This window comes from Stenotrophomonas sp. SMYL20, assembly GCF_036320045.1.
Classification (GTDB): domain Bacteria; phylum Pseudomonadota; class Gammaproteobacteria; order Xanthomonadales; family Xanthomonadaceae; genus Stenotrophomonas; species Stenotrophomonas maltophilia_A.
Window position 1 is genome coordinate 61,362 of sequence record NZ_JAWIRT010000011.1, and the last position, 26,570, is coordinate 87,931.

The 26,570-nt window shown below is 66.2% G+C and carries 25 protein-coding genes; 15 read left to right on the plus strand and 10 right to left on the minus strand.

The window, feature by feature from the left end:
* Nucleotides 1-26 precede the first annotated feature (26 nt).
* Nucleotides 27-2,498, minus strand: coding sequence for an NAD-dependent DNA ligase LigA (gene ligA / locus V3B48_RS10265; protein ID WP_329893706.1), 2,472 nt, complete (start codon nt 2,496-2,498; stop codon nt 27-29).
* A 236-nt stretch (nt 2,499-2,734) separates the two neighbouring features.
* Between ligA and V3B48_RS10270 the strand changes: the two genes are divergently transcribed.
* Nucleotides 2,735-3,859 (plus strand): pyridoxal phosphate-dependent aminotransferase, encoded by a 1,125-nt coding sequence (locus V3B48_RS10270; RefSeq protein ID WP_329893690.1) that lies wholly within the window; start codon nt 2,735-2,737, stop codon nt 3,857-3,859.
* A 118-nt stretch (nt 3,860-3,977) separates the two neighbouring features.
* Here V3B48_RS10270 and zipA read toward each other — a convergent pair whose 3' ends face one another.
* Nucleotides 3,978-4,715 (minus strand): cell division protein ZipA, encoded by a 738-nt coding sequence (gene zipA, locus V3B48_RS10275; RefSeq protein ID WP_006376490.1) that lies wholly within the window; start codon nt 4,713-4,715, stop codon nt 3,978-3,980.
* A gap of 46 nt (nt 4,716-4,761) precedes the next feature.
* Entirely contained in the window at nt 4,762-8,265 is a 3,504-nt protein-coding gene (gene smc / locus V3B48_RS10280) for a chromosome segregation protein SMC (protein WP_329893691.1), read from the minus strand.
* A 311-nt stretch (nt 8,266-8,576) separates the two neighbouring features.
* On the opposite strand from smc, the gene V3B48_RS10285 reads away from it, so the two are divergent.
* Nucleotides 8,577-9,185, plus strand: a complete 609-nt coding sequence (locus V3B48_RS10285) for a DUF1963 domain-containing protein (RefSeq protein ID WP_329893692.1) — start codon at nt 8,577-8,579, stop codon at nt 9,183-9,185.
* A gap of 110 nt (nt 9,186-9,295) precedes the next feature.
* Here V3B48_RS10285 and rplI read toward each other — a convergent pair whose 3' ends face one another.
* The 5 genes from rplI to V3B48_RS10310 form a co-directional block, all read right to left on the minus strand.
* The gene (gene rplI, locus V3B48_RS10290; RefSeq protein ID WP_014037734.1) at nt 9,296-9,745 is read right to left on the minus strand and encodes a 50S ribosomal protein L9; all 450 of its coding nucleotides are present in this window, start codon (nt 9,743-9,745) and stop codon (nt 9,296-9,298) included.
* 105 nt (nt 9,746-9,850) lie between these two features.
* The gene (gene rpsR, locus V3B48_RS10295; RefSeq protein WP_002804494.1) at nt 9,851-10,081 is read right to left on the minus strand and encodes a 30S ribosomal protein S18; all 231 of its coding nucleotides are present in this window, start codon (nt 10,079-10,081) and stop codon (nt 9,851-9,853) included.
* 11 nt (nt 10,082-10,092) lie between these two features.
* Nucleotides 10,093-10,530 (minus strand): 30S ribosomal protein S6, encoded by a 438-nt coding sequence (gene rpsF, locus V3B48_RS10300; RefSeq protein ID WP_006452997.1) that lies wholly within the window; start codon nt 10,528-10,530, stop codon nt 10,093-10,095.
* Nucleotides 10,531-10,690: 160 nt separating this feature from the next.
* Nucleotides 10,691-11,233, minus strand: a complete 543-nt coding sequence (locus tag V3B48_RS10305) for a CbrC family protein (RefSeq protein WP_110712808.1) — start codon at nt 11,231-11,233, stop codon at nt 10,691-10,693.
* 78 nt (nt 11,234-11,311) lie between these two features.
* Nucleotides 11,312-11,650, minus strand: coding sequence for an iron-sulfur cluster assembly accessory protein (locus tag V3B48_RS10310; protein ID WP_006376495.1), 339 nt, complete (start codon nt 11,648-11,650; stop codon nt 11,312-11,314).
* Between the two features lie 128 nt (nt 11,651-11,778).
* Here V3B48_RS10310 and asnS point away from each other — a divergent pair, with 128 nt between their 5' ends.
* The 12 genes from asnS to V3B48_RS10370 all read left to right on the plus strand — a co-directional run bounded on the left by asnS (nt 11,779) and on the right by V3B48_RS10370 (nt 22,358).
* The gene (gene asnS, locus V3B48_RS10315) at nt 11,779-13,173 is read left to right on the plus strand and encodes an asparagine--tRNA ligase (protein ID WP_329893693.1); all 1,395 of its coding nucleotides are present in this window, start codon (nt 11,779-11,781) and stop codon (nt 13,171-13,173) included.
* Nucleotides 13,174-13,203: 30 nt separating this feature from the next.
* Nucleotides 13,204-13,503 carry a hypothetical protein gene (locus tag V3B48_RS10320; RefSeq protein WP_005417403.1) on the plus strand — a complete coding sequence of 100 codons (300 nt, stop codon included), beginning with the start codon at nt 13,204-13,206 and terminating at the stop codon, nt 13,501-13,503.
* 7 nt (nt 13,504-13,510) lie between these two features.
* Nucleotides 13,511-13,825 (plus strand): hypothetical protein, encoded by a 315-nt coding sequence (locus V3B48_RS10325; RefSeq protein ID WP_006453002.1) that lies wholly within the window; start codon nt 13,511-13,513, stop codon nt 13,823-13,825.
* A gap of 6 nt (nt 13,826-13,831) precedes the next feature.
* A complete protein-coding gene (locus V3B48_RS10330) occupies nt 13,832-14,470 on the plus strand; it encodes an FMN-binding negative transcriptional regulator (RefSeq protein WP_049400205.1) in 639 nt (212 codons plus the stop codon).
* A gap of 72 nt (nt 14,471-14,542) precedes the next feature.
* Nucleotides 14,543-15,205: a carbonate dehydratase gene (gene can, locus V3B48_RS10335; protein ID WP_014037740.1), complete on the plus strand. Its 663-nt coding sequence runs from the start codon at nt 14,543-14,545 to the stop codon at nt 15,203-15,205.
* 19 nt (nt 15,206-15,224) lie between these two features.
* Nucleotides 15,225-15,746, plus strand: coding sequence for a 3-hydroxyanthranilate 3,4-dioxygenase (locus tag V3B48_RS10340; protein ID WP_182266388.1), 522 nt, complete (start codon nt 15,225-15,227; stop codon nt 15,744-15,746).
* Nucleotides 15,747-15,988: 242 nt separating this feature from the next.
* A complete protein-coding gene (gene kynU / locus V3B48_RS10345) occupies nt 15,989-17,263 on the plus strand; it encodes a kynureninase (protein WP_032127677.1) in 1,275 nt (424 codons plus the stop codon).
* Nucleotides 17,264-17,294: 31 nt separating this feature from the next.
* Entirely contained in the window at nt 17,295-18,662 is a 1,368-nt protein-coding gene (locus V3B48_RS10350; RefSeq protein ID WP_032127676.1) for an NAD(P)/FAD-dependent oxidoreductase, read from the plus strand.
* The gene (gene sbcB, locus V3B48_RS10355) at nt 18,662-20,101 is read left to right on the plus strand and encodes an exodeoxyribonuclease I (protein ID WP_329893694.1); all 1,440 of its coding nucleotides are present in this window, start codon (nt 18,662-18,664) and stop codon (nt 20,099-20,101) included. Before V3B48_RS10350 ends, sbcB begins: the two co-directional genes overlap by 1 nt.
* Nucleotides 20,098-20,784 carry a DUF2461 domain-containing protein gene (locus V3B48_RS10360; RefSeq protein ID WP_032127674.1) on the plus strand — a complete coding sequence of 229 codons (687 nt, stop codon included), beginning with the start codon at nt 20,098-20,100 and terminating at the stop codon, nt 20,782-20,784. Before sbcB ends, V3B48_RS10360 begins: the two co-directional genes overlap by 4 nt.
* Complete coding sequence (locus V3B48_RS10365; RefSeq protein WP_329893695.1) at nt 20,784-21,764, plus strand: aldo/keto reductase; 981 nt, start codon at nt 20,784-20,786, stop codon at nt 21,762-21,764. Before V3B48_RS10360 ends, V3B48_RS10365 begins: the two co-directional genes overlap by 1 nt.
* A 42-nt stretch (nt 21,765-21,806) precedes the next feature.
* Nucleotides 21,807-22,358 (plus strand): DUF2939 domain-containing protein, encoded by a 552-nt coding sequence (locus V3B48_RS10370; protein WP_329893696.1) that lies wholly within the window; start codon nt 21,807-21,809, stop codon nt 22,356-22,358.
* A 212-nt stretch (nt 22,359-22,570) separates the two neighbouring features.
* Here the strand turns inward: V3B48_RS10370 and V3B48_RS10375 are convergent, their stop codons facing one another.
* Both V3B48_RS10375 and V3B48_RS10380 read right to left on the minus strand, forming a co-directional pair.
* Complete coding sequence (locus V3B48_RS10375; protein WP_005417414.1) at nt 22,571-23,515, minus strand: 5'-nucleotidase; 945 nt, start codon at nt 23,513-23,515, stop codon at nt 22,571-22,573.
* Between the two features lie 47 nt (nt 23,516-23,562).
* Entirely contained in the window at nt 23,563-24,336 is a 774-nt protein-coding gene (locus tag V3B48_RS10380) for an NAD kinase (RefSeq protein ID WP_006376667.1), read from the minus strand.
* A gap of 284 nt (nt 24,337-24,620) precedes the next feature.
* Here V3B48_RS10380 and V3B48_RS10385 point away from each other — a divergent pair, with 284 nt between their 5' ends.
* On the plus strand, nt 24,621-26,423 hold the full coding sequence (locus tag V3B48_RS10385) for a hypothetical protein (RefSeq protein WP_285302647.1): 1,803 nt from the start codon (nt 24,621-24,623) through the stop codon (nt 26,421-26,423).
* Nucleotides 26,424-26,570: the final 147 nt, after the last annotated feature.

Here is a 26,570-nt window from a genome sequence, read left to right on the forward strand (position 1 = left end):
CGGGCGCCAGGCACCCGGCGGGGTCATCATTCGTGTTCGGCGAGGTAGGCCAGCAGGCGGTCTTCGTCCCATACCGGCACGCCCAGCGACTGCGCCTTGTCCAGCTTGGAGCCGGCCTCGGTACCGGCCACCACGAAGCTGGTCTTCTTCGACACGCTGCCGGAGACCTTGGCACCCAGCGCTTCCAGGCGTTCCTTGGCGGCATCGCGGGTGAGCTGGGCCAGGGTGCCGGTCAGCACCACGGTCTGCCCATCCAGCGGGCCGGCCACGATCTCGGCCAGCGCCGGCGCCTTGGCCAGGATCTGCTGCATCGCCTTCTCGGCCGCCAGCAGCATCGCGCCATGGCCATCTGCATCGAGCCACGCAGCCAGGCCGCGTGCAGTGTCATCGGGCAGGCCGGCGTTGACGAACTGGCCATGCTCGGCGTCGAGCACTGCTTGCGCGCCGGAAAGCGCAGCGACCAGTTTTTCGGCGCGCAGGCGGGTGATGCCCGGGATTTCCGATTCGACCAGCAGCTGCGCCAGATCCAGCCCTTCGCGCAGCTTGGCACTGGGCGCATGCACATCGCTGATGCGCACCTGACCGACCTGCAGCAGGTCATCGATGGCCTGCTGGTTGCCCTGCTGCTCGAAGAAGTGGCCCAGCGAACGCGCCACTTCGCCGCCGATGTCCGGCACACGCTTGAACAACGGCCACGGCAGGTGGCGGATCAGCTCCAGGTCACCAAACCACTGCGCCAGCGCCTTGGCCGTGCTCTCACCCACGTGCTCGATGCCAAGCGCGAACAGCAGGCGCTCCAGCGTGGCCGCACGGCTGGCGTCGATTGCCGCGATCAGGTTGTCGGCCCACTTGGTGGCGATCTTCTTCGTGTTCCATTCGAAGCTGGCAGGCTGTGCCAGCGCCTGTGCGCGCCAGCCCGGATCGTTGCCATCCAGCTTGAGCACCGCATTGAGCACCGCACCACTGCCTTCGGCGGGCAGGTGCAGCTTCAGCGCAGCCGCCAGTGCGGAAGGGTCCTCGGCATCCAGCACCAGCTTCAGATGCAGCAGCTGGTCACGGTTGAGCCGGTACAGATCGGCCACGCTTCTGACGATGCCGGCGTCGACCAGGGTTTCGATGTACTTGTCACCCAGGCCATCGATATCCATCGCGCGACGCGAGGCGAAATGGGCGATGGCTTCCTTGCGCTGCGCCGGGCAGGACAGTTCGCCCGAGCAGCGCCATGCGGCAGCACCTTCCTCGCGCACGATTTCCGAGCCGCACACCGGGCAGCGCGTCGGCATCTGCCACGGCATGGTGCCCGGCGGGCGGCGATCAAGGATGACGCTGACCACTTCCGGAATCACATCACCGGCGCGGCGCACGATCACGCTGTCACCCACGCGCACATCCAGGCGTGCGATCTGGTCGGCGTTGTGCAACGTGGCGTTGGACACGATCACGCCGGCCACCGCCACCGGTGCCAGCCGCGCGACCGGTGTGGCAGCACCGGTGCGGCCGATCTGGATCTCGATCGCCTCTACCTTAGTGCTCTGTTCCTGCGCGGGGAACTTGTGCGCGATGGCCCAGCGCGGCGCACGCGAAACGAAGCCCATGGCCTGCTGGCCGGCGCGGTCATCCAGCTTGTAGACCACGCCATCGATATCGAACGGCAGGCCATCGCGGCGCTCACCGATATCGCGGTAGTAGCCGAGCAGGCCGTCGGTGCCTTCCACGACCTTGCACAGCTCACTGACCGGGAAGCCCCAGGCACCGAGCTGGGCCAGTGTGCCCGAATGGGTGTCCGGCAGCTCGCCGCCCTGCACTTCGCCGGTGCCGTAGGCGAAGAAACTCAGCCGGCGCTGCGCACTGATCTTCGGGTCGAGCTGGCGCAGCGAACCGGCGGCGGCGTTGCGCGGGTTGGCCAGCACCTTGCCGCCCTGCAGGCGCGCACGTTCGTTGTAGGACTCGAAGTCGGCGCGGGCCATGTAGACCTCACCACGCACCTCCAGCACATCCGGCCAGTCCTTGCCGTGCAGCCGCTTGGGAATATCACCGATCTCGCGCAGGTTGGCCGTCACGTCCTCGCCGGTACTGCCATCGCCACGGGTCGCGCCCAACACGAAATGCCCGTCTTCGTAGCGCAGGCTGATCGCCAGGCCGTCCATCTTCGGCTCGGCCGAGAACCGCAGGCTGCGACGGCCCAGGCGCTCATCGATGCGGCGCACGAAATCGGCCACCTCCTCATCGCTGAAAGCATTGGACAGCGACAGCATCGGCACCGCGTGGCGCACTTCCGGGAAGCGGCCGGAGGGGCGCGCACCGACCTGCTGGGTCGGGCTGTCGGCACGGGCCAGCTCCGGATGCTCGCGCTCCAGCGCTTCCAGCTCGCGCACCATCCGGTCGTAGTCGACGTCGGGGATCTCCGGCGCGTCCAGCTCATGGTAGGCGCGGTTGGCCTGGGCGATCTGCCGGCGAAGGTCTTCGGCGCGTTCGGCGGGGCTGGGGCTCATCGGGATCCGGTGGTTCTGGGATGGCCGGGGATTCTACCGCGCCCGGCTGTCAGCCCCTGTAACGCCGCCGCCTTTTGTAGAGTTGAGCCAAGCTCGACTGCGCCTTTCCGTAGAGTCGAGCTTGCTCGACTGGCCTTCATGCACGGCCAAAGCAGTCGAGCAAGCTCGACTCTACAAAAGACGGCTTGCGGCGCACCACCACCGGCACTAGCGTGCGACGGTCGCCCTTCGGAATCCCACCCGTGACCCTGCCTGCCTCCCGTCGACGCTTCCTGCAACTGGCCGGTGCTGGCCTCGCCGTCGCCGGCACCGGCCTGCCGCAGCTCGGCCATGCCCAACCCGCGACAGCCGCCGCCCCAGCCCCTGCCGAAGGCGCCGTACTACTGAACTTCAACGAATGCCCGTATGGCCCCTCGCCCGCCGCCCAGCAGGCGGCGCGCGCCAGCATCGCCAGCTGCGGCCGCTACCGCTTCGCTCTGGCGGCACAGGTTCGCGATGCCTTCATCGAACAGGCGCGCATCCCAGCTGATCACGTGCGGCTGTATCCGGGTTCCAGCGAGCCGCTGAACCGCGCCGCCGTGCTATGGACCGGCCCGCAGGCGGGGCTGGTGGTGGCCGACCCGACCTTCGAGACGCTCGGCGAGGTCGCCGCCGCACACGGTGCACACGTGCAGAAAGTGCCGCTGCGCGAGGACGGTGCACACGACCTGCGTGCGATGGTCGCCGCCGCACACGCACGCCCGACCGGGCTGCTGTATGTGTGCAACCCCAACAACCCGACCGGCTCGATCAGCCCACCGGATGAGCTCGCCTGGCTGCTGGCCCACAAGCCCGGTTCCACCCGCGTGCTGTTGGACGAGGCGTATCTGCAGTACAGCGAACAGCCGAGCCTGATCGCGCAGGTGGCGCAGCGCGATGACCTGATCGTGTTGCGCACGTTCTCCAAGCTATATGGCATGGCCGGCCTGCGCCTGGGCGTGGCGACCGCACATCCCGACCGCCTGCGCGAGCTGGCCAGCCTGGGCGACAACCCGCTGCCGGTGCCGGCGCTGGCGGCGGCACTGGCCAGCCTGCGCGATCCGCAGTTGATTCCACAGCGCCGCCTGCAGAATGCCAAGGTGCGCCAGGCCACCATCGCATGGCTGGGCAAGCGTGGTTTCAGCTGCGTGCCGTCGGAAGCGAACTGCTTCGTGGTCGACGTGCAACGCGATGGCAGCGCGTTCGCCAAAGCGATGGCGGACAACGGCGTGGTGATCGGACGCAGCTGGCCAATCTGGCCACAGCGCGTGCGCGTGACCGTCGGCACCGAAGAGGAAATGGCGGCGTTCTGCCGCGCGTTCGCGAAGGTGGCCGGCGTGCCGGCCTGAACCTGTTGGTGGGGGCGAACCTTGGTTCGCCCCATCCACGCATGGCGTGGATCTACTGTTGTGGGTGCCGACCGTTGGTCGGGGTGGGTGCCGACCGTTGGTCGGCACGCCATGGCGCTTACCAGCGCGGGGTCTTGGTCAGCGGCGGGGCCTGGTGCTGGCGGTCGTAGGCGCGCAGCTCGTCACGGATGTGTGCGATGCGCTGGCGGCCCAGGGCATTGCGGCTGTCATCGAGCACCACGCCATCCAGCAGTTCAGCCATGCGCTGCACCGTCGGCAGCATCTTCTCCCAGGCGTCCAGCGCGGTCAGCGGCGCCGGCAGGGTCAGGAAGAAGGCGATGGCCGGGGTTTCCATGGCGCGGATGTTGGCCATGTCGAAGCTGCCCGGCTTCATGATGCTGGCCATCGAGAAAATCGGGCCGCGCTCGGGGTGGCCTTCCACCAGGCGGTGGAACACGTTCATGTGGCCGAACACCAGGCCAGTCTTCTCAGCCGCCACCACGATGTCCTCACCACGCAGCTGCTCGCCGGCCCGGGCAGCCACGAACAAGGAGACGATCTTGTCGAAATCCTGGGTGGCGCGCTTGCCGAGATCACTGGCGCCCGGGTCGGTTTCGCCCAGACCAAGTTCGGCCTGCTCGCCTTCCGTGCCCATGCCCGGTTCGACGCGGCCATCGGCCACGGCGACGCCGTCTTCGCCCAGTACCGGTTCGCGGCGCTCGCCGCTGGTCGGTTCCGCGCCTTCCACGCGGCGCCCCTGGGGCTTCTTTTTCGGACGGCCAAACAGGAAGATCGCGGCGATCAACAGCAGGCCGGCGGCCAGGATGCCGATGCGCAACAGTGCCGTGTCGGACATTCGATAGGTTCTCCGGCTAGTTCATTCAGGTAACTAGGATGGCACGTCAGGCCGCGCCCGCCAATCGCGCGGCTTCTTCCAGGTCCACGCTGACCAGGCGGCTGACGCCCGGCTCGCGCATGGTCACGCCCGACAGCTGGTGCGCGGCCTCCATCGTCGCTTTGTTGTGGCTGACGAACAGGAACTGCACCTTTTCGCTCATTTCCTTGACCATGTTGGCCAGGCGGCCGACGTTGGCTTCGTCCAGCGGCGCGTCCACCTCGTCCAGCAGGCAGAACGGCGCGGGGTTGAGCTGGAAGATGGCGAACACCAGCGCCACCGCGGTCATCGCCTTCTCGCCGCCGGACAGCAGCGAGATGCTGGACACGCGCTTGCCCGGCGGACGCGCCATGATGGTCACACCGGTGTCGAGCAGGTCTTCACCGGTCAGTTCCAGGTAGGCGTGGCCGCCACCGAACAGGCGCGGGTACAGCGCCTGCACGCCAGCGTTGACACGATCGAAGGTGTCCTTGAAACGACCGCGGGTCTCGCGGTCGATCTTGCGGATCGCATCTTCCAGGGTTTCCAGCGCGGTGGTCAGGTCGGTGTGCTGCGAATCCAGGTAGTCCGAGCGCTGCGAAGCCTCGCCGTACTCGTGGATGGCGGCCAGGTTGACCGGCTCCAGCCGGCGCATGCGGCCATCGATCTGGTGCACGGCCTGCTCCCAGTCACCCAGGCGGGCGTCCTCGGGCAGTGCGTTGAGCACGTCCTGCAGCACGAACCCGGCCTTCTCCACCGCGCCCTGCAAGGTATCCGCGCTGAGCACCAGCGCCTGCTGGTCCAGCTTGCGCTGCGAAATACGCTCGCGCTGGGCCAGCGCCTGTTCGTCGCGCTGGTGACGGGTCTGCTCGTAATTGCGCAGCTCGGCGTCGATGCCATCGAGCAGCGTGCGCGCTTCGGTCAGCACGCGATCGGCCCGCACGCGCTCTTCCAGTGCGTTCTGGTGCTCGGCCTGCAGCGATTCGACCGGCGAATCACCTTCATCCAGCTGCGAATGCAGTTCGCCCAGGCGCGAATCCAGCTGCCCGCGCTGGGTGCCCATGCGTTCCAACGCCTGGCTCAGTGAAGCCAGCTGCGCCCGCTGCGATTCCAGGGTCAAGGCCAACGAGTGCGAGCGCTCGCGCACCGCTCGCGCCGCGTCTCTGGCCAGGTCGCGGGCCTCGGTCAGCTGGCGACGCTCACCCTCCAGCCGCTGCCGGGTCGATTCCAGGTCACCCATGCTGCTGACCGCGTTTTCCAACCGCGAGCGCGCTTCACGCGCCTGCTCGTTGTTGGCTTCCAGCGTTTCCTGCAGCTGCTTCAGTTCACCTTCGATGCGGTCGATGCGCGTTCGCGCCGCCTCCACCTTGCCCTGCTGTCCCTGCAACTGGCCAGCCAGTTCAGAGACCGCACGATGGGCCTGGTACAGCGCACGCTGCGCGTCTTCGCGCTGCTGCTCGGCGGCCTGCAACTGCTCACGGAAACCACTCAGCTGTTCTTCCAGCTCGGCTTCGCGATCCTGCAGTTGCTCGATCTGCTCGCGCAGCTCGTTGATCTCACGTTCGCGCAGCAGCGCACCCTGCTGGGCCGCACCAGAGCGCGATACACGCAGCCAGCCCTGGCCCAGGCGTTCGCCGCTCTGGGTGATGATCGAATCGCCTTCCGGAAGAGTGCCCTGCAACACCTTCGCCTCGGACAAGTCCTTGGCTGCGTGCAGGTGTGCCAGCAGTCGACGGATCGCGGCCGGGCCACGCACGCGGGCCGCCAGCGAGGTCGGCGCGACCTTCAGGTCCGCGCCATCGTTGGCGACCAGTGCGATGTGGCCCTCGCCAAGTTCGCCGAGCGCATCGACCAGGCTGGCCGGATCATCAACCAGCACGCCTTCGATCAATTGGCCCAGCGCGCTTTCCACCGCGTTTTCCCAGCCGGCATCAACGTCCAGGCGTTCGCCGACACGCGCTGCCGAATCCAGCCCACGCGCCTTCAGCCACGCCACGGCAGCGCCCTGCTCCTGGCCCAGCGCGGCCTGCTGCAGGGTTTCCAGCGAAGCCAGGCGACCGCGCAGGCCGTTGGCCTGCTTGCGCAGTTCGGCCAGTTCGTTCTGGCCATTGCGCTGCTGTTCCTGCACTGCCGCCACGCCCTGCTTGCGCAGCTCGACGTCTTCGCTCAATTCATCCAGCGCGGTCTTCTGCGTGTCGTGCTGCAGGTGCAGCTGCTCGAAAGCTTCTTCCAGCGCGTCCACGTCCAGCCCGGCGCGCTCAGCGGCCAGGGCCTCGCGACGGCGGTCGGCATCGAGGATCTGCTTGTCCAGGTAGTCCACGCGCGTGCGCTCGACATCTCCGGCGCGCGAGGCCTCCGAACTCTGCGAAGTGTGCTGTTCCCAGCGCTGCTGCCAGCTGGCCAGCCGGTCTTCGGCCTCGCGCAGGCTTTCCTGCTTTATCTCGTTTTCTTCCTGCAGCTCCTCCAGCTGCGGGGTGGCGGCCTCGACCGCTTCGCGCAGCACCATCAGCTTGGCCTCGTCGCCGCTGATGTGCTGGCCCAGTTCGGCCAGTGCCTGGCGGGTCTCGTCGCGCGCCTTGTGCAGGCGCTGCGACAGCTCGCGCTGGTGCTGGATCTGCTGTTCCAGGCGCGCCAGCGTGCTGCCGACCTGGTAGACCGCAGCCTGCGCGGTGTTGAGCGCATCGGCGGCCTCTTCGCGTCGAACGCGCGAGGTCTCGATGCGGGCCTCGGCGTCACGCTGGTCGGCGATCAGCTGCTGCAGCTTCGTCTCTTCCTGCGACAGCCCTTCGCGCAGCTTGGACAGGCGACCGTCCAACCCGCGGAACTCCAGGGCCTTCCACTCGGCATCCTTGACCCGGCGCTCTTCCTGCAGGGCCTGGTACTGCTCGGCCTGCTTGGCCTGGCGCTTGAGGTGTTCGAGCTGCTTGCTGATCTCGTCGCGCAGGTCGCCCAGCCGGTCCAGGTTCTCGCGGGTGTGGCGGATGCGGGTCTCGGTTTCCTTGCGGCGCTCCTTGTACTTGGAGATGCCGGCCGCCTCTTCCAGGTACACGCGCAGGTCTTCCGGGCGCGCCTCAATGATCTGGCTGATCATGCCCTGCTCGATGATCGAGTAGCTGCGCGGGCCCAGGCCGGTGCCGAGGAACAGATCGGTGATGTCGCGGCGACGGCACTTGGTGCCGTTGAGGTAATAGTTGCTGGTGCCGTCGCGGCTGACCGTGCGCTTGACCGAGATCTCGTTGAACGAGGCGTACTCGCCGGAGATCGTGTGGTCCGAGTTGTCGAAGATCAGCTCGACGGTGGCCTGCGAGACCGGCTTGCGGGCATTGGAACCGGAGAAGATCACGTCGGTCAGCGAGTCGCCGCGCAGGCGGCTGGCCGAGCTCTCGCCCATGACCCAGCGCACGGCGTCGATGATGTTCGACTTGCCGCAGCCATTGGGCCCCACCACGCCGGTCATGTTGGTCGGCAGGTGCAGGGTGGTCGGATCGACGAACGACTTGAAGCCGGACAGCTTGATCGTGGAAAGACGCATGGCGTGATTGGGTTCCAACAGGCGCCTTGGGGGCGTCCGTATTGTGGATGTCAGGTCAGCCAGCACCTCAAGCCATTGATTTCAAAAGAATTCAATGAAGCCAAGGGTGACACAATGGAATGAGTATAACGGCGCGAATGTTCCACGGGCGGGATGACCAGCCGAGAATGCCCATACACGTACTCCGTTTCACGCTTGAATGTCGCTTTGGGATCGGGCAGCCCCCTCCATAATTAACCAAATTATTGATTTTAAAGTATATTTTTTGAGTCAACCTAGCCAGCTACGTCTCCAGGCTGCAGCATGGACCGATGAACAGCCCCAGCCAGCCTTCCTACCAGGAGCTGAAGTTTGAGCACCTTGGCCAAGCCCGGGATCGCGCCTTTCTTGGAGGCAATCCATACCTGCCTCCCGATACTCCCTGGCCTTGCGACGCAAAGGCGAAGCCGATGCTTCATCTTGCGAGCCTGCCTGCACCCTTCGTTCAAACGCATGCCCAGAAGATCGAAATCAGAGCTGATCTCTGCGTGTCGATCTTCACGCCTTATGACGTTCTTGACGATGCCTACATCGAAATCGCTCTACTGACTGGCGGACGTGTCATCGCTTACGCACCCCACGAATCCGGTCCAGACAGCGCAGCGCCCCCTTTTGATCCGCGCCTGATCACCACTGCCACGGCCTCCATCCCGGATGACGCCGCGAACGGAATCGCCAAGATTGGCGGAATTCCCGTCTGGCTTCAGGACGATTGCACCGATGGCCGGGAATTCATCCTCCAGATCAACGGCTCCCGATTGAACCGGGCAGCACCCACGCACCGAGGAATTCTGGTCGGCGGAATGGGGTATCTGTTGCTTGATCGCAACATTCCCTCACCTTCGATGGACTGCGGTCGATTCGTCATCCAGACGACCTGAGCAATCAGTCGAGCACGCCTCGACTCTATATGTCCAACATTCGCCCAAAACAAAACGGGCACCCTTGCGGGCGCCCGTTCTGCGGTGATTCCTGGCCTTGCGGCGTGGGATCAGGCTTCGGCGACGACGACGACCTTGACGGTGGTCTCGACGTCGGCGTGCAGGTGGACCAGCACGTCGTATTCGCCGATGTTGCGGAAGGCGCCTTCGCCCAGGATGACTTCGCTCTTGCTGACCGGCAGGCCGGCAGCGGTGAAGGCATCGGCGATTTCGCGGGCGCCGACCGAGCCGTACAGCTTGCCTTCGGTCGAAGCGTTGGCCGGGATGGTCACGCTCGCGCCTTCCAGCTTGGCCTTGCGGGCGTCAGCGTCGGCGTGGATGGCCTGGGCCTTGGCTTCGTATTCGGCGCGCTTGGCTTCGAACTCGGCCTTGTTGCTCTCGGTGGCCGGCACGGCCTTGCCCTGCGGCACGAGGAAGTTACGGCCGTAGCCCGGCTTCACGTCGACCAGGTCGCCCAGGTTGCCGAGGTTGGTGACTTTCTGCAGGAGGATCAGCTGCATGGTATTGCTCCAGATGAGTTATTCGTTAGCGAGGCGATGCCCCGCAACAAAGGCTGTCCGAATAGCTGGCACAGCGGGGGCGGCACCGGGCCGCCCCGCCGGGCATCAGACGTCGTGGTTGTCGGTGTACGGGATCAGGGCCAGGAAGCGAGCGCGCTTGACGGCGGTCGCCAGCTGACGCTGGTACTTCGACTTGGTACCGGTGACGCGGCTCGGCACGATCTTGCCGTTCTCGGTCAGGTACTGGCGCAGGGTGTTGAGATCCTTGTAGTCGATCTCCTTCACACCTTCAGCCGTGAACTTGCAGAACTTGCGGCGACGGAAGAACTTGGACATGGGAAGGCTCCTTAGGCGGCGGAAGCGGCGTCGTCGCCGGCTTCGTTGTCAGCGGTGGTGGTGGACTCGCCTTCTTCGTCGTCACGACGACGGCGCTCACCGCGCTCCGGCTTGTCACCCTTCTCGTCCTTGCTCTTCATGATCAGCGACTGCTCGGTGTCAGCCTCGTCACGCTTGATGACCAGGTTGCGCAGCACGGCGTCGTTGAAGCGGAAGCTTTCGGTCAGTTCGTTCAGAACGGCCTGGTCGGCTTCGATGTTCATCAGCACGTAGTGGGCCTTCACCAGGTTCTGGATCGGGTACGCCAGCTGGCGGCGGCCCCAGTCTTCCAGACGGTGGATGGTGCCGTTGCCGTTCTCGACCAGCGACTTGTAGCGCTCGATCATGGCCGGGACCTGCTCGCTCTGGTCCGGGTGGACCATGAACACGATTTCGTAATGACGACTCATGTTTTTTCTACCTTTCGGATGTGGCCTCGCGGCCGGACAGCCCCCCGCCGTTGAGACCGCGGTGGGGCAAGGATTCCCGCCAGGAAGGCAGGAAGCCGCGCATTATGGCGCAGATGGGGTGGCCGGGCAACCGGCGGGCTACAGGGCAACCTGAACCGGGCTACCCCAGATCCACATGAAGGCGGTGCTGGCCGCATTCCAGGCACTGGAACAGGCAGCCAATCATCTCCCCGTCCCGGCTCAGGTGTTCCAGCACCCAGTCGGCGTCGCGCGGGTTGACCTCAACCACGTCGGGCCGGACCTCGTCGAGGATGGGCTGGAGGTCCTCGCTACCGGCGTAACCGAGGAAGGCGCAGGGCCGCTCACAATGGCTGAGCCAGACCGACTGCTGCCAGGACGAGTAGCCCGGGGTGCGCTCGCAGATCTCCAGCAGCAGCTCGCGGGCGATGGTCGGCGGCGGATCGGCCGGATCCGGGGATACCCCCTCGATATCGCTCCAGCCGGTGAATTCACCCTCGTAACTGGCCACTGCCCTGCCATCGGCAATGCACCAGGGGCACAGGTAATCGGGGCTCAGAACGGAGTAGAACGGCCCCCGGTAGCGCAGTGTGCGCGGCTGACCACAGCAGTCGCAGACCCCGTCGACCTCTTCGAAGGAGAGGGCGTAGGCGTTGGGGTGATAAATGAAAAGCGGTCGTTCCATCCGTGGATCCCTTCCCTGCCGACCAAGGTCGGCATGTACCAGCGCCCGGCCATGCCCGGCGGACGCCAGAACCAGCCCTCAGGCCTTGTCGGCGTCGGTGGTGAAGCTTTCACCGCAGCCACACTCGGCGGTGGCGTTCGGGTTGCTGAACGTGAACGTTTCGCTCAGGCCGTGCTTGCCGAAGTCGATCACGGTGCCGTCCACCAGCGCCAGGCTCTTGGCGTCGACGTAGATCTTCACGCCGTCCTGATCGAAAACGGTATCGCCCTCGCGCTCGTCGCGGGCCAGGTCGGTGATGTGACCCCAGCCCGAGCAACCGGTCTTGGTCACGCCGAAACGCAGGCCCAGCGCGCCGGGGGTCTGGGCGACAAAGCGCTGCACGCGCTCGAAGGCAATGGGGGTCAGGCTGACGGCCATGGGGCTACTCCATAGGTACGGGGGCATTATAAGGAGCCGTTGCCACGAAAAATGCCTCGCAAGCAGAACGCTGCAACCGGTAAACTCCCGTGTTCACAGATCGAGTCGATCAGCAGAGGATTCAAGTCATGACGGTGGTCAGCGTTGAACATGCGCTTGCCGGGAAGATCCCGGAAGGCGGCGAAGTCACGGTACGCGGATGGGTGCGCACGGTGCGCGGTTCAGCGAATCTGGCCTTCGTGAATGTGAGCGACGGCTCCTGCTTCGCGCCGATCCAGGTCGTGGCCGGCGACAGCCTGGCCAACTTCGATGAGATCAAGCGCCTGACCAGCGGCTGCTCGGTCATCGCCACCGGCACCCTGGTGAAGTCGCAGGGCAAGGGCCAGTCATTCGAGATCCAGGCCAGCACGCTGGACGTGGTCGGCTGGGTCGAAGACCCGCTCACCTACCCGATCCAGCCCAAGCCGATGTCGCCGGAGTTCCTGCGCGAAGTGGCGCACCTGCGCCCGCGCACCAACCTGTTCGGCGCGGTCACCCGCATCCGCAACTGCCTGGCCCAGGCCGTGCACCGTTTCTTCCACGAGAACGGCTTCAACTGGATCAGCACCCCGATCATCACCACCTCCGACGCCGAAGGCGCCGGCCAGATGTTCCGCGTGTCCACCCTGGACATGGTGAACCTGCCGCGTGACGAGAAGGGCGCGATCGATTTCAGCCGCGACTTCTTCGGCAAGGAAACCTTCCTGACCGTGTCCGGCCAGCTGAACGTCGAGGCCTACTGCCTGGCGCTGAGCAAGGTCTACACCTTCGGCCCGACCTTCCGCGCCGAGAACAGCCACACCACCCGCCACCTGGCGGAGTTCTGGATGATCGAGCCGGAAATCGCCTTCGCCGACCTGGCCGAAGACGCGCGCCTGGCCGAAGAGTTCCTGAAGTACCTGTTCCGTGCGGCGCTGAACGAGCGTGGCGACGACCTGGCCTTCATCGCCGAGCGCGTGGACAAGAACGCGATCACCAAGCTGGAAGACTTCATCAATGCGCCGTTCGAGCGCATCGACTACACCGATGCGGTCAGCCTGCTGCAGAAGTCCGGCAAGAAGTTCGACTTCCCGGTCGAATGGGGCCTGGACCTGCAGACCGAGCACGAGCGCTGGCTGACCGAAGAACACGTCGGCCGCCCGGTGGTGGTGACCAACTATCCGGAGCACATCAAGGCCTTCTACATGCGCCTGAACGACGACGGCAAGACCGTTGCCGCGATGGACGTGCTGGCCCCGGGCATCGGCGAGATCATCGGCGGCAGCCAGCGCGAAGAGCGCCTGGACGTGCTGGACGCGCGCATGGCCCAGTTCGGCCTGGATCGTGAGCACTACAGCTGGTATCGCGACTTCCGCCGCTATGGTTCGGTGCCGCACGCCGGCTTCGGCCTGGGCTTCGAACGCCTGGTGGTGTACGTCTGCGGGCTGTCCAACATCCGCGATGCGATCCCCTACCCGCGCGCCCCGGGCAGCGCGGACTTCTAAGCCCCACACGACCACGGAGGTACCGCTCCCATGACCCTGTTCTTCGCCCTCTGTTTCGTCGGCGTTGCAGTGGCCGGGTTCAGTGCCTTCGTGATCTTCTGGCCGCTGACCCTGGTGCACGTACGCGATCGCCATCCGGCGCTCGCCGAGCGCTTCGGCAGCGGTGCCTTCCTCAAGCCCGATGCCCTGGCCTGGCTGCTGCGCCGTGACTATCGCCAGCAGCCGGACCGCTCGCTGTCCGGGCTGGCGACGCCGGCCTGGGTATCGCTGCTGACCCTGCTGGCCGGACTGGGCATGGCCGCCCTGCTCTGGCTGGCCTCGCTCTGGTAACACATCCATGAATGACATCACCGCCTCGCGCGACAGCTGGTGGCTGGCCAGCCTCGGCAACACCCTGATCTGGGCGCGCCTGCGCGTGCGCCCGGCCGGCACCGCCGAAGTGCTCGACAGCGATGGCAACACGCTGAGCTATGACAGCGAAGACACCGCGCGTTCGCAGCTGTTCGACGCCGAATTCGTCGAGTACGACGGCCTGGACGAGGAAGACGCGCTGGTGCGCGGCTTCAGCCTGCACGAGGTGCAGCCGCCGCAGGCCGACAGCGATGAGGGCCTGCGCGGCCGCATGATCCAGTCGCTGGGCGGGCGCGCCTGACCCTGCATGTTCACCCCGCGCGCCTTCGCCGAGACCGACCTGCTCTGGCTGGACCGCCTGCTGGCGCGCGACCCGTTCGTTACCGTGCTTACGCCCGGCAGCGATGGCCTGCCGGAGCTGACCCGGATGCCGGTGCTGTACCGGCGTGACGGCGACCAGATCGAACTGCGCGGCCACTGGGCGCGCGCCAACCCGCAGTCGCGCCACCGCGGCGCGGCGAAGGTACTGATCGATGGTCCGCATGGCTACGTCTCGGCCAGCTGGTATCCGGACAAGGAACCCGCTGCGCGGGTACCCACCTGGAACTACGCCGCCGCCGAGCTGCGTGGCCAGCTGCAGACCTTCGACGATACCGAGGCGCTGGCCGAACTGGTCGGCGCGATCAGCGACCGCTTCGAAGCGAGTGTCGGCCAGGCCTGGCAGTTCGATGCCACGCGTGCCGAACATGGCCCGGAGCTGCGCGCCATCGTCGGCTTCCGCTTCCAGGTCGAACAGGTGCAGCTGAAGCTCAAGCTGAGCCAGAACCATCCCGATGCCAACCAGCGCGCGGTGATCGCCGAACTGGAACAGTTGGGCACCCCCGCTTCCACCGAGTTGGCGCAGTGGATGCGCTGGCACCGCGAACAGGCCGCCCGCAGCGACTGAACGCCCCAGATTCCCGCGACGACGCAGCCGGACGGCTGCGGCGAGCCCCCACCCGACGCCAGGGACCCATACATGAAAGACATCCACAAACTGCTGCAGAACAACCGCGACTGGGCCGACCGCATCGAGAAGGAAGACCCCGAGTTCTTCCACCAGCTCGCCAAGCAGCAGCACCCCGAATACCTGTGGATCGGCTGTTCCGATTCGCGCGTGCCGGCCAACCAGATCATCGGCATGGCCCCGGGTGAAGTGTTCGTGCACCGCAACGTCGCCAACGTGGTCGCCCACACCGATCTGAACTGCCTGAGCGTGGTGCAGTACGCGGTGGACCAGCTGAAGGTGAAGCACATCCTGATCGTCGGCCACTACGGCTGCGGCGGCGTGCATGCCTGCCTGCACAACACCCGCGTCGGCCTGGCCGACAACTGGCTGCGCCACGTTGGCGACGTGATGCAGAAGCACACCGGCATCCTCGATGCGATCGAGACCGACGAGCTCAAGCACGCACGCCTGTGCGAACTGAACGTGATCGAGCAGGTGGCCAACCTGTGCCGCTCGACCATCGTGCAGGACGCCTGGGCCCGCGGCCAGAAGCTGATGGTGCACGGCTGGGTCTACAGCCTGAAGGACGGACGCGTGCGCGAGATGGGCATCGACGTCGGTTCGCAGGAAGAGCTGCAGCCCGCCTATGAAAAGGCCCTGTCCTACGTCCCGCGCAAGGGCAAGCGCGACTGATCCCTTACGGATGACCACCATGCTCGCTTCGCCGATCAACCTGCACGCCTGGATCGAAGAAAACCGCCACCTGCTGAAGCCGCCGGTGGGCAACAAGATGATCGACAACGGCGACTTCATCGTGATGGTGGTGGGCGGGCCGAACTCGCGTACCGACTTCCACTACGACGAAGGCCCGGAGTGGTTCTACCAGCTCGAAGGCGAGATGGTGCTGAAGGTGCAGGAAGACGGCGCGGTGCGCGACATTCCGATCCGCGCCGGCGAGATCTTCCTGCTGCCGGCAAAGGTTCCGCACTCGCCGCGGCGCCCGCCCGGTGGTATCGGTCTGGTGGTCGAGCGCAAGCGCCTGCCGCACGAGATGGACGGCGTGATCTGGCACTGCGAGCGCTGCAACCACAAGCTGCACGAAGAGTATTTCCCGCTGCAGAACATCGAGACCGACCTGCCCAAGGTGTTTGCGCGCTATCACGCCAGCCTGGAACTGCGTACCTGCAGCCAGTGCGGGCACGTGGACCCGCTGCCGGTGCCAGCGGCAGGCTGAGCCATCGAACGGTAGTTGCCCACCTTGGTGGGCGCATGCTCGCCCCCGCTCTGGTAGATGCCCACCTTGGTGGGCGCTTGCCCCCGCTCTGGTAGTTGCCCACCTTGGTGGGCGCTTGCTTGTACGTGCGCCAACCAAGGTTGGCGACAACCGGGTCATGCGGCGCTGGCGTTGGGTTGGCAGCTACCGGGCCATGCCCCAGGCGCTACACTGGCGGTCCCGTTGCAGCCTGTTGCCCGACCATGTCCGACCTGCTCAGCCGCACCCACGCCATTGCCCTGGACGCCGCCGATCCGCTGCGCCCGCTGCGCAATGAATTCCTGATTCCGCGCCATGGCGGCGGCGAGCAGACCTACTTCGTCGGCAACTCGCTGGGCCTGCAGCCGCGTGGCGCGCAGGCGGCCGTGCAGGAAGTGATGAAGCAGTGGGGTGAGCTGGCGGTGGAAGGCCACTTCACCGGCCCGACGCAGTGGCTGTCCTACCACCGCCTGGTGAGCGCGCAGCTGGCCCGCGTGGTCGGTGCGCTGCCCAGCGAGGTGGTTGCAATGAACACGCTGAGCGTGAACCTGCACCTGATGATGGTCAGCTTCTACCGGCCCACGGCCGAGCGCCCGGTGATCCTGATGGAAGCCGGCGCATTCCCGACCGATCGCCACGCGGTGGAAGCACAGATCCGCTTCCATGGTTTCGACCCGGCCGAGTGCCTGGTGGAAGTGCAGCCGGACGAGGCCAACGGCACGATTTCACTGACCGCGATCGAGCATGCCATCGCCGAGCACGGTTCACGCCTGGCGCTGGTGCTGTGGCCTGGCGTGCAGTACCGCACCGGCCAGGCCTTCGACCTCGATGCGATCACCCGCGCCGCACGCCTGCAGGGCGCGCGTATCGGCTTCGACCTGGCACACTCGGTCGGCAACCTGCCGCTGCGCCTGCATGACGTGGCCCCTGATTTCGCCGTGTGGTGCCACTACAAGTACCTCAACAGCGGCCCGGGCGCGGTTGCCGGCGCCTTCGTCCACGAGCGCCATCACCGCGACACCAGCCTGCCGCGCTTTGCCGGCTGGTGGGGCCATGAGGAATCCACCCGCTTCCAGATGGCACCGCAGTTCACCCCGGCCATCGGTGCCGAAGGCTGGCAGCTGAGCAATCCGCCAATCCTCGGCCTGGCGCCGCTGCGCGCCTCGCTGGACCTGTTCGAGCGCGCCGGCATGGAGGCGCTGCGCAGCAAGTCGCTGGCACTGACCGGCATGCTCGAAGCACTGGTCCGTGCGCGCCTGTCCGGCGTGCTGGACATCATCACCCCGGCCGAGCCGCAGCGCCGTGGCTGCCAGTTGTCGCTGCGCGTGATCGGTGGCCGCGAGCGCGGCCGTGCGCTGTTCGAGCATCTGCGCGGCATCGGCGTGCTCGGCGACTGGCGCGAACCCGACGTGATCCGCATCTCGCCCACGCCGCTCTACAACCGCTACCTGGACGTGCACCACTTCGTCGAGGAAGTGGAAGCCTGGGCCGGCCTCTAAGCCGGCCCCTCCCCTACTGCTGGACAGTTCGTTGATCGCACACGCTTCCCGCTCGTTGAGCATTATCGGTGCCGGCCTTGCCGGGTCCCTGCTGGCCATCCTGCTGTCACGCCAGGGCTGGCGCATCACCTTGTACGAACGCCGCGGCGATCCACGCGTGGCCGACTACGAGAGCGGCCGCTCGATCAACCTGGCGTTGGCCGAGCGTGGGCGCAACGCACTGCGTCAGGCGGGCGTGGAAGACGAGGTGATGGCGCGCGCGGTGATGATGCGCGGGCGCATGGTGCACCCGCGCGAGGGCGAACCGCAGCTGCAGCGCTATGGCCGCGACGACAGCGAAGTGATCTGGTCGATCCACCGCAGCGACCTGAACACCACGCTGCTGGAGCTGGCCGAACAGGCCGGCGCCACCGTGCACTTCCATCGCCGCCTGCACACCGTCGATTTCGATGCGGGTTACGCACGCTTCATCGATGACCGTGACGACAGCCCGCACGACATCCGTTTCGACACCCTGATCGGTGCCGACGGTGCCGGTTCGGCACTGCGTGCGGCGATGAACCGGCGCGCGCCGCTGGGTGAGGACATCGCCTTCCTCGACCACTCCTACAAGGAGCTGGAGATCCCGCCGGCTGCCGATGGGAGCTTCCGAATCGAGCGCAATGCACTGCACATCTGGCCGCGCGGCCACTACATGTGCATCGCCCTGCCCAACCATGAAGGCACCTTCACCGTCACCCTGTTCCTGCCCAACCAGGGCGACCCCAGCTTCGCCACGGTCAACACCGGCGCACAGGCCGAGGCGCTGTTCGCGCGCGAGTTCGCCGACACCCTGCCGTTGATCCCGAACCTGCGCGCGGACTGGGAGCAGCATCCGCCGGGCCTGCTTGGCACGCTCACTCTGGAACGCTGGCACCAGCAGGGCCGCGCCGTGCTGATCGGCGACGCCGCGCATGCGATGGTGCCGTTCCATGGCCAGGGTATGAACTGCGCGTTCGAGGACTGCGTTGCGCTGGCCCGTCACCTGATGGAGGCCGATGATCTGGAAGGCGCGTTCGCCGCGTTCGAAGCCGAGCGCAAGCCAAATGCGCGCGCAATCCAGCAGATGGCGCTGGAGAACTACCTGGAGATGCGCGACCGCGTGGCCGATCCCGCCTTCCTGCTGCAGCGCGAGCTGGAACAGGAACTGCAGCGGCGCTGGCCGACCCGCTTCGTACCGCACTACACGATGGTCACTTTCCTGCACACGCCGTACGCCGAGGCGCTGCGCCGCACCGAACTGCAGCGCGACATGCTGGTGGCCGCCACCGCCGGTCACGATTCACTGGACAACATCGACTGGACCGCACTGGAAGCACAGATCCACGCCCAGCTACCGGTCCTGGAGGGCGCGCACTGATGGCTGACAGCTTCCTGTTCTACGACCTGGAAACCTTCGGCCAGGACCCGCGGCGCACGCGCATCTCGCAGTACGCCGCGATCCGTACCGACGCCGATCTCAACGAAATCGACACGCCGGTCAGTTTCTTCGTGCGCCCGGCCGATGACCTGCTGCCCTCGCCGATGGCCACCCTGGTCACCGGCATCACCCCGCAGCAGGCACTGGCCGAGGGCATCAGCGAGGCCGAGGCCTTCGATCGCATCAACGAGCAGCTGTCGCGCCCCGGCACCTGTGCGCTGGGCTACAACACGCTGCGCTTCGACGATGAGTTCGTCCGCTACGGCCTGTTCCGCAACTTCCACGACCCGTACGAACGCGAGTGGCGCAACGGCAATTCGCGCTGGGACCTGCTGGACATGCTGCGGCTGATGCGCGCGATGCGCCCGGACGGCATCCAGTGGCCGCTGCGCGAGGATGGCGCCACCTCGTTCAAGCTCGAGCACCTGGCCGAGGCCAACAACGTGCGCGAAGGCGATGCGCACGAAGCGCTGTCCGACGTACGCGCCACCATCGGCATGGCACGCCTGTTCAAGCAGTCGCAGCCACGGCTGTGGGAGTACGCGCTGAAGCTGCGCGACAAACGCTTCGTCGGCAGCCTGCTGGACGTGGCCGCGATGAAGCCGGTACTGCACATTTCCATGCGCTACCCGGCCAGTCGCCTGTGCGCGGCCCCGGTGCTGCCGCTGGCCGCGCACCCGACCATCAACAACCGGGTGATCGTGTTCGACCTGGAAGGCGAGATCGACGATCTGCTGGAACTGCCGGCCGAGGTGATCGCACAGCGCCTGTACATGCGCGTCAGCGAGCTGCCCGAAGGCGTGGCGCGGGTGCCGCTGAAGGAAGTGCACCTGAACAAGGTGCCCGCGCTGATCGCCTGGAACCACCTGCGCGCCGATGACCACGCGCGCCTCGGCCTGGACGTGGCCGCGATCGAGGCCAAGGTGGAACGCCTGCGCGCGTTCGCCCCGCAGCTGGCCGAGAAGGCCCGGCAGGTCTACAACCAGCCCCGCGCCGCCACCGTGGCCGATGTCGATGCCTCGCTCTACGACGGCTTCCTCGGCAATGGCGACAAGCCGCTGCTTGCGCTGGCACGCACCACCGCGCCGGAGCAGCTGGCCGCGCTGGAAGGCCGCTTCCGCGACCCGCGCCTGCCGGAGCTGCTGTTCCGCTACCGCGCGCGCAATCATCCCGACAGCCTCGCGCCGGCTGAACGCCAGCGCTGGCAGGATTACCGCCGCCAGCGCCTGCTCGGAGACGGCGGGCTGGGCGAACTCAACCTGCCCCAGTACCAGCAGCAGCTCGATGCACTGGCCGCTGAAGCGCCCGACGATGCACGGCGCCAGGCCCTGCTGCAATCGCTGCGCGACTGGGGCCAGCACCTGCAGGAGACCTTGTGAGTACCTATTTCTCGGACGCCAGCTTCAAGTTCCTGCGCAGCCTGGCGCGGCATAACGACAAGGCGTGGTTCAACGACCACCGCCAGCAGTATGAAGACCACGTGCGGCAGCCATTCCTGCGCCTGCTGGGTGACCTGCAGCCGGCGCTGGCCGAGGTCAGCGACCACTTCCGCGCCGATACCCGCGGCGTCGGCGGCTCGCTGTTCCGCATCCATCGCGACGCGCGCTTCTCCAACGACAAATCCCCGTACAAGACCTGGCAGGGTGCACGCCTGTTCCACGAACGCCGCCGCGAGGTGGCCGCGCCTTCGTTCTACGTGCACCTGCAGCCGGGCGAGAGCTTCGTCGGTGCCGGCCTGTGGCATCCGGAACCGGAGACCCAGCGCCGCGTGCGCCATTTCATCCTCGACAACCCCGGCAGCTGGAAGGCCGCCGCGCATGCACCGGCCCTGCGCAAACGCTTCGACTTCGAGGAGAGCGAAAAGCTGGTGCGGCCGCCGCGCGGCTTCCCGGCCGACTTCGAATTCATCGACGACCTCAAGCACCGCAACTGGGTGATGTGGCGCTCGCTGGACGACGCCACCATGACCGGCCCGCGCCTGCTGTCCACGCTGGGCAAGGACCTGGCCGCGCTCGGCCCGTTCGTCGACTACCTGTGCGCGGCGCTGGACCTGGAATTCTGATGCCGTTGGCACAGCAACGCCGCACGCTGGGCCGCACCGGCCTGGCGGTTTCGCCGGTGGGCCTGGGCTGCTCCGGCTTCTGGGGGCATCGCCGCTTCCCGGAACAGTCGGCCGCGCACGTGGTCGAGCAGGCACTGGCACAGGGCGTGAACCTGTTGGACACCGGACACAACTATTCCGGTTTCCACGCCGAGCCGCGGCTGGGCCGCATCCTGCGCCCGTTGCTGAAGCGATACCCGCGCGAGTCGCTGGTGATTTCCAGCAAGGGCGGCACACTGACCGGCCAGGCCGGCGTCAGCGGCGCCGAGCAACGCAATTTCTCGCCGGCAGCCATCACTGCCAGCTGCGAGGCCTCGCTGCGCAACCTCGGCCTGGATTACCTGGATATCTACCAGCTGCACGGTGCCAGCCAGCACGACATCAACGATGACCTGCTGGCCGCGCTGCAACGCCTGCGCGAACGCGGGCTGATCCGGCACACCGGCATCAATACGCACACGGCATCGACCCTGCGCTGGATGATCGACCATCCCACGCTGTTCGACGTGGTGCTGCTCGATTACAACGCCCTGCAGCAGGACCGTGAACCCCTCATCGACCAGTTGCACGCGGTGGGCATAGGCGTACTGGCCGGCACCGTGCTGGCGCAGGGCCATCTGCTGCCACCACGCCCGCGCCTGCCACGACCGGCGGATGCCTGGTACCTGGCCAGGGCCTGGCTCAAACCGAGCAGCCGTCAACTGATGCGCAGCGCACGCAACATGCGGAAGGCACTCGCCGCCATCCGCAGCCAGCGCCCGGCCCAGACCGCGTTTGCCTACGCCCTGGGCCATCCCGGCGTGGCCAGTGGCATCCTGGGCACCACCCGCACCGGCAGCCTGGACGAAGTACTGGCGACGCGGCTTGAGGCACTGACCGCAGCCGAACGCCAGCAGCTGGTGGACGCCTTCGGTGATGGCCGCGGATCTCCCAGTCATTGAGTCTTCACCCCATGCTGCTGCGGTTGCGGCAGTCTGGGCGGCATGAAGAAACTCACCGCACTCGTTGGGCTGCTGGTCCTGGCCTTGGCCGCCTGGTGGTTCGGCGGCCCGTACATGACCGTCAATGGCCTGTCCAAGGCCATTGAGCAACGCGACACCGCGCGCCTGGAGCGTTACGTCGATTTCCCGCGCGTGCGCAGCAGCCTGCGCGCGCAGCTCAATGACTATCTGGTGCGCCAAGCCAGCCCGGATGTGGCGGCCAGCCCGTTCGGTGCCCTGCTGTACGGACTGGGCGACCAGCTTGGTGGTGCCGCGGTGGACACCATGGTGACCCCGACCGGGATCGGCGCGATGCTGCAGGGTCACGTGCTGTGGAAGCGCGGCCGCAATGAACTGCAGGGCGGCGATGCCTTCGGCGCGACCGAACCCGCACGGCCGCTGAAGCATGCCGAACATCATTTCGAAGCGCTGGACCGCTTCGTGATCGATGTCGATCGCGGCCCCGGCCAGCCGCCGATGAAGGTGGTGCTGGAACCGCAGGGTCTGCGCTGGAAGGTGGTGGACCTGCAGCTGGGGATGTCGGGCAGCCCGTGACCGGACCCGTGGCCTGACGGCAATGCCAACCAAGGTTGGCGACTACCGGGGCATGGCGCTCTGGTAGATGCCCACCTTGGTGGGCATGGATCCAATACGGCGCCAACCAAGGTTGGCGACTACCGGGGTACAGCGCTGTGGTAGATGCCCACCTTGGTGGGCACGGATGCATGGCAGTGCCAACCAACGGTTGGCACCCACCCGGCATGGTTTCACCCCTCGTTGGCAACGCCATGCGGCACGTGGCCGGCGGCTACATGCTCTCGGGCGCTGTCGATGTTGTGCTGCGAATCATCGAAGAAGATGTCGGCACCGAACGCCTGCAGGAACGGCCCCTTGTGGCGCCCTCCGAGGAACAGCGCCTCGTCCAGGCGCACGCCCCACTCGCGCAGGGTGCGGATCACCCGCTCATGCGCCGGTGCCGATCGCGCGGTGACCAGCGCGGTACGGATCGGTGCACTGTCTCCGGCCGGGAACACTTCCTGCAGCGTGTGCAGCGCCGATAGGAAGCCACGGAACGGCCCGCCGCTGAGCGGCTCTCGGGCGCGCTCGCGTTCGTGGCGGCCAAAGGCTTCCACGCCCTGCTCGCGCGAAATGCGCTCACTCTCGTCGCCGAAGATCACGGCGTCACCGTCAAAGGCGATGCGCAGCTGGCCGGCCGGGCGACCGGTATCGATCTGGTCGGCCGCCGCGGCGGCGGTTTCGCCAGGCGGCTTGGGCAGGATGGTCGCCGCCGCGATGCCATGGCGCAGCGCGCTGCGCACCGATTCGGGGTTGGCCGACAGGAACAGGTCGGTACCGAACGGCTTCACGTACGGCCAGGTCGGCTCGCCGGCGGTGAACGTTGCGCGGATGATGCCCAGGCCGTAGTGCTGGATCGAATTGAAGATGCGCAGGCCGGTATCGGCCGAATTGCGCGACAGCAGGATCACCTCGACCCGCGGGTTCTCCGGGCTGGCGCCCTGGTTCAGCGCCAGCAACTTGCGCACCACCGGGAAGGCCACGCCGGGCCCGAGGATATCGTCCTCGTGCTGGCGCTGGAATTCGGCATAGGCCGCCACGCCATCGCTCTCGAACAGCGCATGGCTTTCCTCGAGGTCGAACAGGGCGCGCGAGGTCACCGCGACGGTCAGCAAACGGGGGGAGTTGTCGCCCATCGGTGGGGGTCCTTCAAGCGGTCGGCGGGGCCGGCCGCCTATTGTCGTCAAAAAACGAACTGTTCGCTCAGGATCCGGTCTTCCAGGTTGTGCTCCGGGTCGAACAGCAGGGTCACGCGGCGGTCCTTCGACTCGCGGATGGTCACCTCGACCACGTCGCGGGTCTCGTGCGAATCCGCTGTAACGCTGACCGGGCGCTTGTACGGATCAAGCACGCGGAAACGCACCTCGGTGTCGGCCTTGAGGATCGCCCCGCGCCAGCGTCGCGGCCGGTAAGGGGCCAGCGGCGTCAGCGCGATGGTATGCGAGCCCAGCGGCAGCACCGGTCCGTGCGCGGAATAGTTGTAGGCGGTACTGCCTGCCGGGGTGGCCACCAGCACGCCGTCTCCGATCAGTTCGGCCACACGTTCCTGGCCGTTGAGGTCGATGCCGATATGCGCCGCCTGCCGGGTCTGGCGCAGCAGCGACACATCGTTGTAGGCCAGCGAACCGGTACTGGTGCCCGACTCGGTCAGCGCCACCATTTCCAGCGGGCGCAGGTTGGCCGGTTCGGCACGGGCAATGCGCGCCTGCACGTCGTCGTCGCCACGGTACTGGTTCATCAGGAAACCAACGGTGCCCAGCTTCATGCCGAACACCGGCTTGCCCAGGTGACCATGCCGATGCAGGGTCTGCAGCATGAAGCCGTCGCCCCCCAGCGGACACAGCACGTCGGCCTGCTCCGGCGCATGATCGCCATAGCGCGAGACCATCGCGGCGCGGGCCATCTGCGCGGGCTCGGTGGTGCTGGCCAGGAAAGCGATGCGGGGGGTGTCGCTCATCAGCGCGGCAGATCCGGAAGGGCTGGGCAAAGCATACCTCGCCCCCCGGACAGCGCAACCGCAGGCCGGATGGGGCACCCTCATCCAACTCAATGAAGGTTTCAGCGGTGCAGCAGGATCGAGCCCTTCCCGGCGACAGCAACGACATCTCGATATCGTCCGATAGGCTTCTCATACCACTCTCATGACCATTGATGTGCCGATCAGGTTCGCCTGGCACACCCAGCGTTGGCGCAGGCCCGCAGGGCACGTCGCGGATCGGCCGTCTATCCAAGAGAGAGCCCATGAGAATCCACCACCTCGCAATCGCCCTGGCGGCGTTGCTGCCAGCAGGCAACAGCCTCGCGCAGTCCGGTAGCGCCCACCTGACACCCAGCAGGATCAACTACCAGGAGCAACTACCTGACAGGTACTCCCATGTGGATTTCACAGTAAGCGCCAAGGACTGGATGGAGCGGGCACGGCTGCCTTCACATCAGTCCCAGCCAGGGGAAATGTCCTTCTTGATCTCCAACGCCGCTGGCAAAGACCAGAACTTCGAACTCATCGGAAAGTTCTCGCATCTGCCACCGGATGCCAACCGCATGATCATCCCTGCCTCGAAATGGGTGGACCTGGACAAGCGCGAACAGGGATGGGAAGTCATCGGCGACGTACGGGAGTTGATTCCTCACAATACCGAGCGCTGGTGGGTGCCCGCCATGGGCCGCAAATTCATCACCAAAGTCTCGCTGTACGACGGCCAGTGGGCCGGCGAGATCGGGTTGCCCAGCCAGCCCAATCTTCCCTATGACACGATTACCGTCACCAACCATGCGACGTGGCCTACCCGGATCATGGGCAACAACACGCTGTTCCCCGATGCGCAGATGAAGCTGGGGACCGGTGATGTGCATCACTTCGTGTTCGACCCGAACCATCGCAAATGGAAGCTTGATTACGCGACCCTTGTTCCGGTCAGCATCGCCAGGCATATGGACAAGCCCGATGCGCCCCGAACGGTAGTTGAGGTTACACCGGAAGATTCGCACAGGTCACTGCGTCTCCCTGACGTGGCCAGCGATCGGGATCGTCGCACCGTCTCCGTGCATCCGGCGCTCGATCGTTCCATTGCACTGATCGCCCGGAACATCTTCGATCACGCCACCACCTACTGGATGCTTGCGCCTGGCCAGTCGATGGAGCTGGTCTATATCGATGATGGCGGCGTGGGCAGCGGCCAATGGCACCCGCTGCGCTATCCGATCCAGCACTTCGATGCTGATACGCTGCCGGGTGGGCGCCTCGACAAGGCCCAGACGATGCTCACCTGGATTACGAGCAAGGGCAGGAACGTGAGCTTGCCCCACGTTTCAGCCTGGATGACGGAGCATGCGCGTATCGAAGTGGTAAACACCGACCCCAATGCAAGCATCAAGGTCACGGGCAACAGGGTCGACACTCTCAAGCGCCGCGAGCAGGCGTCTTTCCGCTTGACGAGGGTCAACGGCCGGCTCGACTGGGTCCGCGAAACCGACACCATCGACGTCACTCTGGTGGGCCCTCCGGGTCCAGGCCGGCCGGACGAAGACATCCTTGTATTGATGCGCGAGAACCTCAGGAAGACCAACGAGGCCTTGCAGAACTCCGGCGCAACGTTCCGCCTGCGTGAAGCAGTCGCAATGAATTACAGGGTACCTGCCGGAATGCCCACCCAGGCCATTCCGGAATGGCTGGCACAGCAGCCCGACTTCGAGTACGTGGTCGGCCTGCTCCGCTCAGATGGCCTGTACTACGGTGGTTTCGCCGACGGCTGCAGTGGCTCCCATCATTCTGCAGAGGCCATGCGCTTCGTGATCGCGACCAATGTGCTGTGCTCAACCGACGTCCTGCGCGAGGAAGTTGGCAAGGCCCTGGGCATGAAGATCAACGCCAAGCAACCGGTACCGGTCATCGGCTCGGGCAACGCACTGCCCATGTATCCAACCAGCACCCGCATCCTGGAAGACGGCAGCCGTGCCATCAACCACGGGCAGCGCGACGAGGTGCTGTACATGAATGGTGTCGCCGCAGACGTTGCCCGATACAGCGACAGCCTCAGGCCGTAACTCCAATACCCGGCACTGATCCAAGCGGTAGTGCCGGCCGCTGGCCGGCACTACCCGTCCCAGGCATGCGCCGCAAAACAAGACGGCCCCGCTTTCGCGGGGCCGTTCTGTTCAACACACGCCGGGCATAACCCGGCGGTACATCAC